The organism is Citricoccus zhacaiensis (assembly GCF_014645315.1).
GTDB classification, from domain to species: domain Bacteria; phylum Actinomycetota; class Actinomycetes; order Actinomycetales; family Micrococcaceae; genus Citricoccus; species Citricoccus zhacaiensis.
Map to the genome: position 1 here is coordinate 1 of NZ_BMLQ01000016.1, position 8,491 is coordinate 8,491.

Sequence of the window (8,491 nt, forward strand, 5' to 3'; positions counted from 1 at the left end):
CTACATCAACCACCGCAGCACCGATCTCTGACCTTGGGCTCCCCGCATAGCCCGCTCCCGCTCTGGAATCGAGAGAATACGCCGGTCACGAATACGTCAGGCCAGCACTTACTGGATTATATGTCTAGTAAGTGGACTCTCTGACTACGTCTGTTCGGCGTTGTTGTAAGCCTCGAGGATGTCCTGATGGATGCGTCCTCGGGCCGAGACGTCGTAACCGTTCTGCTGGGCCCACTGGCGGATGGCCGCCGCCGGGCGAGGCGGCGCTTGAGGCGCGGTGGCTCGGCCCTGGCGAACGTAGGCGGTCAGTTCGCCGCGCAGCTGCTTGGCATTGGCGGTGGACAGGTCGATCTCGTAGTGGCGTCCATCCAGGCCGAACGAAACGGTTTCCTTTGCCGGAGATCCGTCGAGGTCGTCAATCAAAACTACTTGTGCCTTCTGGGCCATGGCTTCCTTAGGTCATGTGCTCGCACCGGCCCACACTGTGAGGCCACAGCCGGCAGTTTATCCGGACCTGGCCTAGTCAGAGGATGTTCCGCGCGTGTGGGAGTCGGCCGTGAGGTGGGCGGCGTGCTCACGCAGGTATTCGCAGAGGTAGGGTGCGTCGAAGTCGACCAGCCCGTAGCCGGCGGCCTGGATCATGCCCGCCTTGAGCAGCCGGTCGCGGTAGACCCCGGCGTACCGGCTGGTCTTGCCATGCGGGCGGCGATGTCCGCCAGAGTTTTTATCCCTTTAGAACTCACTTCCAGGGGTCGGCCTGGACTGTCGAACTCTGTGAGTCTGTCGGCCTGGCAGTCTGTCAGCATTGGTGGCCAACGGCGGCGTCCAGGGCTGCGGCGGTTCCGCCCCTGCAGTGGGGCGAAACGGATTCAACTGAGCCACGACCACTCCCCCGGTGTACTTGTGTGTACTTTGTGAACATCAGTGCACGGGGTGAACGAGAGTGTTCTTTCGCCTTGCGTGGATGTCTGCTGGTGAACGGTCGAAGACTCTGTGAGTCACGGGCTCTGTATGTCCACAACTCTGTCATGAGTATGTCCCGGCCGCGCTCGGCGTCCTCAGGGAGGGTTATGGAGTGGAGTTTGAGGACCCCTGCCTCTCTTCCTGTTCGCGTACCGGACGCCACCGCGGAACCTGCCGGTCCAACCACTGCAGCCGCTCTGGCTCCAGGGTTCCGGCGCGGTAGGCGCTCTGCTGGGCATAGACCCACACCGCCAGACTCTTCTCCTGGTCGCCAGGCATGTCAGTGTGCTGGGGGAACCTACCGTGGTCGTGGAGGAAGCGCAGCAGCTCGACCAGGCGTAGTCGCCAGTTGGATTCGTTCTCGATCGACCGGTCATCCAACCTCCACGACGGCAACACCCGATCTAATCCACGCTCTCGGTGCAAGGGCAACCGTTCTGCGCGATGGTGGGAGCGTTGGGTGATCAGCCAATGGGCCAGGGACCACTCGGAACCAGTCTGCCGGGAGTCATCCGACCGGCGGGCGTGCGGGCGGCGCTGGTGTTCTTGGAGGAATCGGTCCAGTTCCTCGAGGCGGGCTCGCCAGCGCCGGTCCGGATCCGGCCAGTTCGAGGGCCTGGGGCGCGGCCGGTCATGGAGGGCCAGGCGCGTCGGGGCGGGCCCGCCCCGAAGTGCTTCACCACGCCGGCGCACGTACTCCCGCACATACTCCGGGTTCACGTCGTTCAAGCGGGCAATGACCGCGGCTGAGACGCCCCTGTCGGACATCATCACCCATTCAGGATGTGCCCGCCCCTTCCGCTCCACACGCCGAGCCTAACCGGGCTTGAGGTCTCATGCTTCGCGGTTGTGGATAACCCTGAGAGCTACCGGTCGTGTCGGTCGTAGGGGTCCGTCCAGGAGGACTCTTCCCGGGGGATGCGGTGGACCCAGGAGGCCGGCACCCAGGCCTGCACCGGATGATGGGCGTCATCTGGCCACTGGACCAGGACGTGGGTCTGGGTCCAGCGCACCGCCTTGGCGTCTTGGACCGGGAAGCTCACCCGCACATAGGGCTCCAGGCCTGATGGTGGCCCGGAGGTGTCCTCGGGCTGCCAGGTCTTCGGCCCGCCGAAGACCGTCGGATCCGAGGTCCGGAACAACTCTGCGTTCGCACGGTACGCGCCACCGCCGGGGCGCTTCACCCACGACATGCACACCGCCTTGCCTCGGGCGCGGGGCGCCGTGCAGGCCAGGGGCCAGCACTGCGTTCAGTGATTGTCGAACACATCAGGTGCTGGCCAGTGGGCGGCGGCCGACCATGGACTGTTCGAGCCCCTGGTCGTCGTGGACGCGGATTAATCGCCAGCGGCCCGAATCGACGTGGTGGCTGATGTCGAGGGTGAGCAGGGGCGCGTTATGGGCTCGTTCCAGGCGTACTTGGAGCCGCCAGACTTCGTGGTCCACCAGGCCGGGGCCGCGGCCGCGCTCGGCCCGGTACTCTTCGGTCCACCACCGGCGGCGTTCGAACCAGCGGGCCGGTTCCGCGGCGACGATATAGCGGCGATGCTCCCAGTCCAGGCGCAGCGGCACCCCGGCCGTGGTGCACGTCACGCCCACCGATTGAGTCAAGGTTCCCACCCTGAATTCCCCTTCCTCGAGGCAATATGCCGACCCCATTTTGGGGTGAGCGTGACCGGCCCCTGGGACGGGGGCCAGCCTGCGAGGGGAAGACAGGAAGCAACGAGCAAGACCAGCCACTGTAGCGGCTGGTGCTCGGGTCAGAGGTTAGGGGAAGGGCCGGACGAGCTAGGAGGCGAGCTGGGAATCGCCGCAGTTGATGGGGGCATCGAAGCCCTGGACCCGGTGGTGTTCCTCGCTGGCTCGGAACCGCACACGCGGGCGGCCTGCGGCCGGCTGTTGTCCTGTCCCGCCGGAACGGCGTCGACCAGGTACCGGCCCTGGCGGGCCGGCTTCTTCTTCGTTTTTTGCTGCTGTTCTTCGGATTATGCGCCCCGGCTCCACCGGCACAAGCCCCTCCGCTAGCGCTCCGGGGCCGGTTCCCCCGGAAACCTGGGGTCGGCGCTCCCTCGTTCCTCGGTCGCTTCTTTCCTTCCCAAGCTTTCCTCCTCCACCGCCCTCCGGGTTGATGCCGGCTCCGTCCGGGGCAGCTCCACTGCGTTTCGCCAGCAGGCAAAAAACAACGGGGAGAGGACTAACCCACACCCCACGGCGAGAGGAACCCCAGATGAGTCACCACGCGATCTACGACAGCATGCAAGAGGGCTGCGCCGACATCCTGACCCCGGTGTGCCCGTTCTGCGGCCAGCAGGGATGGATCACCGTCCCCCAGCCGGGTGCTGACGCCCTGATGGAAGGCCAACCCGTCCAGGACGCCCTGCCCGAGGTCGATCCCCGACTGCGCGAGCAGATCACCAGTGGTATCTACCCCCGCTGCTTCCCCGGCGCCGAGTTCGGCGACGGCATCGACCCCGACTTGATCCACGGCCACTGACCACGACAACTCCACCGGAAAGGACGAAACCATGATCACCGTGACCGTCTATAGCAAGCCGGCCTGCGTGCAGTGCAATGCCACCTACCGGGCCCTGGAGAACAAGGGCATCGCCTACGAGACCGTGGACCTGTCCCAGGATGCTGGGGCTCTAGAGCGGATCCGGACCCTCGGCTACATGCAGGCCCCCGTCGTGATCACCGAGACCGGCGATCACTGGTCCGGCTTCCGCCCCGACAAGATCGAAGAACTAGCCAAGCAGGCCACCGCAGAACTGCGTCGGACCTGATGCAGGGACAGCTCGACGCCCTGGACTACCCCGAGGCGTAGATGAGCCCGGGGGCGGCGGGGCCGATGACTGCCCCTCCGTCCCCTCCGGTATCCGCCGTGCTCCGTGGACTGGCGACCAGCGGCCGCAGCAGGAGGGCCGTGGATGGCAACGGTGCATCCGGCCCAGGCTCACACAGCAGTAGACCCAGCTGATAGAGCGGCATCCATGACCCTCACCGAAGCAGAGAGGGAAGACTCCAAGAACCCAGGCCAGCCCCTACTCGACGAAAAGTAGTAATAGTAGTAGGCTGACTATTATTACTTCTCGTTCTAGGGAGCTTCGATGGTCGAAATGTCCACCCCGACCGTGAGCGACCGCGTCTTCGCGGCCTGTGACCAGCTCGAGGCCGCCGGAGAGCGCATCACCGTGGCTACGGTGCGGAAGCAGGCCCAGGTCTCCATGCAGGATGCCTCCGAGGGCGTGCGCGCCTGGCGGCAGGCCCACGCGCAGGCTCAGTCCGTGCCCGAACCTCCCGAGGCCGTGGCCCGGGCCCTGAATGGCGCTTGGGGGGCAGCCCTGACGGCCGCGCGGACGGAGGTTGAACACCTGGCCACCGAGGCCAGGCAGGCCCAAGAGCACGCCGAAGCCGAAGCGGCCGACCTCTTGGCAGCCATCACCGAGACGGAAGTCAGTCGCGATGAAGCCCGTAGCGAGCTCGAGCGAATCCGGGCCGAGCTGACCAGGGCCCAAGCCGAACAGCAGCAGGCCATCGGAAAAGCGTCGGATGCCATCCAGGCCCGCGCCCGCGAGGAGGGCCGTAGGGAGCAAGCGGTGAACGAAGCGGGTCGGCTACGAGGAGAGCTTGACGAGGCCAAGGAGCGGGTCCGCGAGTTCCAAGACATCGCCGACCAGGCGAAAGCGCAGGCCCAGCAAGACCGCCATGCGCGGGCCCAGGCCGAAGCGGAGACGAAAACGGCGCGAACAGCCCTCACGGAGGCCGAGATCAGTCGGGACGAGGCCTTCAGCACCCTCAAAGACTGCCGAGCTGACCTGACCAAAGTGCAGGCCGAGCGGGATCAAGCGGTCGAGACCGCGGCCCAAGCCCGTCAAGACCAAGCCCAGGAGAAGGCCACCCGCCAGCAGGCGGAAGCCGAGGTGGCACAGCTGCGGAAAGATCTCAAGAGTTCCCGGGAAAAGCTCCGCAAGACCGACACCGAGACGAAGTCTCTGCGTACCGAGCTGAGCGCGGCTCAAGAAGAAATTCGGACGCTGCGCGACTAAAATCTCCCCCTGGCAAGGGGTCGGCCGCCCCCTTGCGTGGGCCCGGCGTCGCCGCCCAGACCGGGGGGGTCCGCGGTGCAGGCCCGCTTGGAAACCCGGCCAGCGTCCGTGGTTCTTCACCGTGTCGAGCCTGGCCCCGTGCTGCGGCCGGTGTCTGTCCCCCGGCAAGAGCATCGGGGGAGGGAAGGATCATCTCGGCCTTGGAGCGGCTTGGCGGAACTCGTCAGGTCCCGCCGCCGGCGACCGGTAGGCCTCAGGGGAAAACCTGGCCTCATGAGCCTCGCGAGTGCCAAGCGGTGATCGGCACGGACGCCCGGCCGAGAAGCATGATGACGTCAGGTAGACCATTAACCATGTGCGCTTCTCGCACAGGGTGAGGACTCGGGTAGTGGTGTTCGCCCTACCTCCAGGCCTGCTAGGTACACGGCCAGAGCAAGGATGGCGGCGACGGTGGCGATCATGCGGGTTCGTCTCTGAACGGTGTTGTGCGTCTGGTCCCTGCGGGGCGCAACTCAGGTGAGATGTTCGGCGCCGCCTGGGGCCAGTGCCGGTCAGGGGCCGGTAAAGGCGGGGAGGAACTGGATGAAGACGGAGCCGGCGACGGCGACGTACACGACGGCAATCAGGGTCCCGGCCCACCCGGTGGCGAACCGGGCCACCGCCGGCGGGGCGGGGATCACGCCGTGGGCCAGGTTGCGGGCGGTGAGCAGGATGAACAGCGGGATCATGGCCGCCCAGACAATCATGCAGTACAGGCACAGGATGTAGATCTCGTACAGGGCCTGGAACCACAGCCACCCCACGAACCCCATCCCCAGGGTGACCCCGGCCTGCAGTCCGGCCCAGTACCAGCGGCCGGGTCGGGCCCCGGAGAGCACCACCATCGCGGTGGCCAGCACCACGGCGAAGGCGACGATGCCGATCAGCGGGTTCGGGAAGCCGAACAGCTCGGACTGCCAGGTGCCCATCACCCGCCCGCAGGACACCCAGGGGTTGATGTCGCAGCTGGTGGTGTGGCCGGGGTCCTCGTACAGGGCGAGGCGCTCGAGGACCAGGATCGCCGAGGCGATCCAGCCGACGGCGCCGGTGACGAGCAGCACCACCCCGAACGGGCGGTGCCGGGCGAGGGCCGGCGTCCCCGCCGCCTCGGAGGCCGGTCCGGCGCCGGCCGGGGGCTCGGAGGGGTGTTCGGCGGGGTGGTCCGTGGTGGTGGGGGTTGTCATGGGCGGGTCGGCGTCCGGGGCAGGGGTGCGCATGTGGCGGCTCAGTTCTTGGCGGCGGCGTCGACCTCGGCGCGGAACTGCTCGAGGGTGTTCAGGGTGAGCGGCTTTCCGTCCAGGAAGAAGGTCGGGGTGCCCTGCACGCCCAGGGCGGCCCCGTCGGCCAGGTCCTGCTCGATCCGGGCGCGGGTGGCCGGGTCGGCCACCGCAGCATCGTAGGCGGCCATGTCCAGGCCCAACTTCTCGGCGTAGCCGCGGAACACCGGGCTGCGGTCCTCGGCGGTGTGGCTCCACTGCTCCTGGGTGTCGAACATCTTCTGATACATGGCCTCGTACGCCCCCTGCTGGGCTGCGGCCTCCACGGCGGTGGCGGCGGTCATCGAGTTCGGGTGGCCCGGCAGCGGGAAGTAGCGGTGCACGAAGGTCACCGTGTCTCCGTACTCGGCGCGCAGGTCCTCCACGACCGGGTAGGCCGCGGCGCAGCCCTCACATTCGAAGTCCAAGAACTCCACCAGCACGGCCTTCTCGTTCGGTGCCTGGGAGAGCACCCGGCTGTTCTCCCGGACCAGCTGCCCGGTCTCTTGGCTCGGCTGTCCGGATTCCTGACCGGTGGACGCGCTGGCGTCTTGCGGTGGGGTGGTGGTGGCGCCGCGGGCCACGAAATAGCCGATGGTGCCGCCGACGATGACCAGGGCCAGCAGGACCCAGACCACGATCTTGGCCCGGCGCTGCCGGGACGGGGCGGAGTCGGCCTTGGTCGGGGTGGGGTCGGTGGGAGTCATGGTCGGTCCAATCCGTGGGGTCGGGAGTCAGGGGCAGGGGTTTAGACGGGGGTGGTGAAGGTGCCGGCGAGGTTCTGCAGCTGGTAGATCCACAGGGTCCAGATCCCGGTGACCATCAGGACCCCGACGAGCACCAGCAGGATCCCGCCGATGATGTTGAAGGCCCGGATGTGGCGGCGGACGAAGCCCAGGGTGCGGGTGACCCAGTCCAGGCCCATCGCGACCAGGACGAAGGGGATGCCCAGGCCCAGGCAGTAGAGGAAACCCAGCAGGGCCCCGCGCCAGGGGTCTCCGGTGGTGGTGCTCAATGCCAGCACGGCGCTCAGGGTGGGGCCCATGCAGGGGGTCCAGCCGAGGCCGAAGACCACTCCGAGCAGCGGGGCGCCGGCGATGCCGGTCTTCGGCTGGAAGGACATCTTCTTGGTGCCCTGCAGAAAGGGCAGCCAGCCGACCAACACCAGGCCCATGAGCACGACGAATACCCCCAGGATCCGGATCAGCAGGTCCTGCCACTGCAGCAGCCAACCACCGATCACTCCGAAGGCGGCCCCGTAGGCGGTGAAGACCGCGGCGAATCCGAGGATGAACAGTCCCACCCCGGTCATCACCCGGCGCCGGTTGTCTTCCCGGCGCGGATCGGCCAGCCCGGAGACGTAGCCCAGGTATCCGGGCACCAGCGGCAGGATGCACGGGGAGAGGAAGGACACCAGGCCGGCGACCGCGGCCAGCGGCATCGCCACCAGCAGTGCCCCAGACTGGACCATTTCAGCGAAGAACCCGCCCAAGTTCATGCCCGTCCTCCCCGGCCCCGGACGGGGCGGCGCGGACAGGTGGGGCGGCAACGGGCAGTCACGGAGGGTCCTCACTAGGTCAACGGGTCGGGGCCACCGAAGTCCGGGTGAAACCCGCAAATACGCTACAGCACGGGGTGTATAGTTCAGCGCATGCTGACTATTTCCACACGGTTGGACGTGATGCACCGGCTGGGCCGGGCGATGGCCGACCCCACCCGGTCCCGGATCCTGCTCTCCCTGCTTCAGGGGCCCGGGTACCCGGCCGAGCTGGCCCGGGATCTGGAGCTGAGCCGGTCGAACGTGTCGAACCACCTGGCCTGCCTGCGGGACTGCGGGATCGTGGCCGTCGCGCCCGAGGGGCGCCGCACCCGGTACGCGATCGCCGATGCACACCTGACCCGCGCGCTGACAGCCCTGGTCGAGGTGACCCTGGCCGTGGATGCCTCCGCCCCGTGCATGGACCCGGGCTGCTCGGTGCCCGGGTGCTGCGACACGGTGCAGGTGGCCTCGTGAGCGCCGCCTGCGGCTGCGAGGCCCCGTCCCCCACTTCCGGGGCACCGGAGGAGCACGAGGGCCACCGGCCGTGGTGGCGAGATGCGGCCATCCTGCTCCCGGTGCTCTCCGGGGTGGCCTTCCTGACCGGGCTGGTCCTGGAGTGGTCCGGGGCCGGCGTCGCGGCCACGGTG

The 8,491-nt window shown here is 67.6% G+C and carries 11 protein-coding genes and 1 pseudogene; 4 read left to right on the plus strand and 8 right to left on the minus strand.

The window, feature by feature from the left end:
• Nucleotides 1-144: 144 nt before the first annotated feature.
• From IEX49_RS16525 to IEX49_RS16540, 5 genes and pseudogenes are all read right to left on the minus strand, one after another.
• Complete coding sequence (locus IEX49_RS16525) at nt 145-447, minus strand: histone-like nucleoid-structuring protein Lsr2 (protein WP_159554324.1); 303 nt, start codon at nt 445-447, stop codon at nt 145-147.
• 72 nt (nt 448-519) lie between these two features.
• Nucleotides 520-684: pseudogene (locus IEX49_RS17045) on the minus strand (DUF8462 domain-containing protein); the annotation flags it as partial.
• 384 nt (nt 685-1,068) lie between these two features.
• Complete coding sequence (locus IEX49_RS17160; RefSeq protein ID WP_236558208.1) at nt 1,069-1,734, minus strand: helicase associated domain-containing protein; 666 nt, start codon at nt 1,732-1,734, stop codon at nt 1,069-1,071.
• 95 nt (nt 1,735-1,829) lie between these two features.
• Nucleotides 1,830-2,156 (minus strand): hypothetical protein, encoded by a 327-nt coding sequence (locus IEX49_RS16535; RefSeq protein WP_159554320.1) that lies wholly within the window; start codon nt 2,154-2,156, stop codon nt 1,830-1,832.
• A 76-nt stretch (nt 2,157-2,232) separates the two neighbouring features.
• On the minus strand, nt 2,233-2,583 hold the full coding sequence (locus IEX49_RS16540) for a DUF6504 family protein (RefSeq protein WP_159554318.1): 351 nt from the start codon (nt 2,581-2,583) through the stop codon (nt 2,233-2,235).
• Nucleotides 2,584-3,190: 607 nt separating this feature from the next.
• Between IEX49_RS16540 and IEX49_RS16545 the strand changes: the two genes are divergently transcribed.
• From IEX49_RS16545 to IEX49_RS16555, 3 genes are all read left to right on the plus strand, one after another.
• Nucleotides 3,191-3,457: a hypothetical protein gene (locus tag IEX49_RS16545; protein WP_188807282.1), complete on the plus strand. Its 267-nt coding sequence runs from the start codon at nt 3,191-3,193 to the stop codon at nt 3,455-3,457.
• Between the two features lie 34 nt (nt 3,458-3,491).
• Nucleotides 3,492-3,746 carry a glutaredoxin-like protein NrdH gene (gene nrdH / locus IEX49_RS16550; RefSeq protein WP_188807290.1) on the plus strand — a complete coding sequence of 85 codons (255 nt, stop codon included), beginning with the start codon at nt 3,492-3,494 and terminating at the stop codon, nt 3,744-3,746.
• Nucleotides 3,747-4,079: 333 nt separating this feature from the next.
• Nucleotides 4,080-5,009, plus strand: coding sequence for a DNA-binding protein (locus IEX49_RS16555; protein ID WP_188807284.1), 930 nt, complete (start codon nt 4,080-4,082; stop codon nt 5,007-5,009).
• A gap of 551 nt (nt 5,010-5,560) precedes the next feature.
• Here the strand turns inward: IEX49_RS16555 and IEX49_RS16560 are convergent.
• Genes IEX49_RS16560 through IEX49_RS16570 form a run of 3 tightly spaced genes read right to left on the minus strand, consistent with a single transcriptional unit; the run spans nt 5,561 to nt 7,802 of the window.
• A complete protein-coding gene (locus tag IEX49_RS16560) occupies nt 5,561-6,232 on the minus strand; it encodes a vitamin K epoxide reductase family protein (protein WP_159555330.1) in 672 nt (223 codons plus the stop codon).
• Between the two features lie 41 nt (nt 6,233-6,273).
• Nucleotides 6,274-7,011 carry a DsbA family protein gene (locus tag IEX49_RS16565; RefSeq protein ID WP_188807286.1) on the minus strand — a complete coding sequence of 246 codons (738 nt, stop codon included), beginning with the start codon at nt 7,009-7,011 and terminating at the stop codon, nt 6,274-6,276.
• Between the two features lie 41 nt (nt 7,012-7,052).
• A complete protein-coding gene (locus tag IEX49_RS16570) occupies nt 7,053-7,802 on the minus strand; it encodes a cytochrome c biogenesis CcdA family protein (protein WP_159554145.1) in 750 nt (249 codons plus the stop codon).
• 153 nt (nt 7,803-7,955) lie between these two features.
• On the opposite strand from IEX49_RS16570, the gene cmtR reads away from it, so the two are divergent.
• On the plus strand, nt 7,956-8,318 hold the full coding sequence (cmtR, locus tag IEX49_RS16575; RefSeq protein ID WP_159554143.1) for a Cd(II)/Pb(II)-sensing metalloregulatory transcriptional regulator CmtR: 363 nt from the start codon (nt 7,956-7,958) through the stop codon (nt 8,316-8,318).
• Nucleotides 8,319-8,491 lie beyond the last annotated feature (173 nt).